This is a genomic window from Roseateles sp. P5_B10 (assembly GCF_056400485.1).
Genome location: NZ_JBFULE010000886.1, coordinates 1 through 2,069 on the forward strand (window position 1 = coordinate 1; position 2,069 = coordinate 2,069).

General features: G+C 66.1%; 2 protein-coding genes. Both read left to right on the forward strand.

Annotated elements, in window-relative coordinates; genetic code table 11:
- Nucleotides 1-848, forward strand: an 848-nt coding sequence (locus AC1DU6_RS28865) for an ABC transporter substrate-binding protein (protein ID WP_477861352.1), incomplete at its 5' end; no start/stop codon positions are given.
- 155 nt (nucleotides 849-1,003) lie between these two features.
- Nucleotides 1,004-2,069, forward strand: a 1,066-nt coding sequence (locus AC1DU6_RS28870) for a DEAD/DEAH box helicase (RefSeq protein ID WP_477861354.1), incomplete at its 3' end; no start/stop codon positions are given.

A 2,069-nucleotide genomic window follows, 5' to 3' on the forward strand; every position in this document is an offset into this window, starting at 1 on the left:
ATCCGCCGCCGCGCGACGTCGCCCGGCTGCGCACCGTGCCCGAACTCAAGGTCGTGGACGGCCAGGAGAACCGCATCGTCTATGTCGGCATGGACCAGACTCGCGACAAGCTGCTCTACGGTCAGGCCCCTGGCGACAAGAACCCGTTGAAGGATTTGCGCGTGAGAAGGGCCCTGTATCACGCCATCGACATCGAGGCCATCAAGACCAAGCTGATGAGCGGCTATTCGACGCCCACCGGTGGCCTGACCTCATCGCCGCGCGGCGCCTATGGCGACCCCAAGCTGGAAACCCGCCTGCCCTATGACGTCGCGACCGCGAAGAAGCTGCTGGCCGAGGCCGGTTATCCGGACGGCTTCGACATCACGCTGGACTGTCCCAACAACCGCTACGTCAACGACGAGCGCATCTGTGTCGCGCTGGCCAGCATGTGGGCCCAGGTCAAGGTCAGGGTCAAGGTCAACGCCATGCCGCGCACGATGTACTTTCCCAAGGTCGAGAAATTCGACACCAGCCTCTTCCTGACCGGCTGGGGCGGGGGCTCGACCGATGCCGACATCATGCTGACCCCGGTGCTGCGCAACCGGGGCGAGCAGGGCGTCGGTGTGGCCAACTACGGCGGCATCGTCAACAACGAGGCCGACGCGCTGGCCGCCTCGTCCACCATCGAGACCGACCCGAAGAAGCGCGAAGCGTTGGTGAAGTCCGCGCTGCAGTCCTACCGCGACCAGGTCAACATCATTCCGCTGCACCGCCAGGTCATCCCCTGGGCCATGCGCAAGGAGGTCAGCATCCCGCATTCGCCGAATAACTGGGCCAGCATGGATTGGGTCACGGTCCGTAAATAGTTCAGCCGCTAGAATGGCCCCAATCGCCGCGCTTCTCAGTCTTGCGCGGCGTTCTCTTTTCAGCCCCTGCACGCTGCCCGCCCTGCCCGAAGACTGGCGCCGCTCTCCGCGGCGCGGCAGGCGATGCGACCAGGCGTGCTCACTCCCCCTACCGAATGAGTTTCGATTCTCTCGGCCTGGCAGCGCCGCTGCTCAAGGCCATTGCTGACGCTGGCTACACCACCCCCACCCCCATCCAGGCCCAGGCCATCCCCGCCGTCTTGAACGGTGGCGACCTGCTGGCRGGCGCCCAGACCGGCACCGGCAAGACCGCCGGCTTCACGCTGCCGCTGCTGCACCGCCTGTCCACCGGCGAAAAGCTGCTCAACAAGCGCGGCAAGATCGCCATCCGCGCCCTCGTGCTGACGCCCACCCGCGAACTGGCTGCCCAGGTCGAGGAAAGCGTGCAGACCTACGGCAAATACCTGCCGCTGAAGAGCATGGTCATGTTCGGCGGCGTCGGCATGCAACCGCAGATCAACAAGCTGCGCGACGGCGTCGACATCCTCGTCGCCACGCCCGGCCGCCTGCTCGACCACGCGCAGCAAGGCACGCTGGACCTGTCGCAGGTGCAGATCCTGGTGCTGGACGAAGCCGACCGCATGCTCGACATGGGCTTCGTGCACGACATCAAGAAGGTGCTGGCCCTGCTGCCGGCCAAGAAGCAGTCGCTGCTGTTCAGCGCGACCTTCAGCGACGAGATCAAGAACCTCGCCGACCGCCTGCTCAACGCCCCGGCGCTGATCGAGGTGGCCCGCCGCAACCAGACCGCCGAAGCCATCGTGCAGAAGGTCCATCCGGTCGGCCGCGAGCGCAAGAAGGAGCTGCTGGTTCACCTGATCAAGGGCGGCGTGAGCGGTGAGCCCTGGCAGCAGGTGCTGATCTTCACGCGCATGAAGCACGGCGCCAACCGCCTGACCGACTACCTGAACGACCAGGGCATCAGCGCCATGGCCATTCACGGCAACAAGAGCCAGGGTGCGCGCACCAAGGCGCTGGCCGACTTCAAGACCGGCGATCTGACCTGCCTGGTGGCGACCGACATCGCCGCCCGCGGCATCGACATCGACCAGCTGCCCCACGTCGTCAACTTCGAGCTGCCCAACGTGGCCGAAGACTATGTGCACCGCATCGGCCGCACCGGCCGCGCCGGCGCCACCGGTGAGGCGGTCAGCCTGGTCT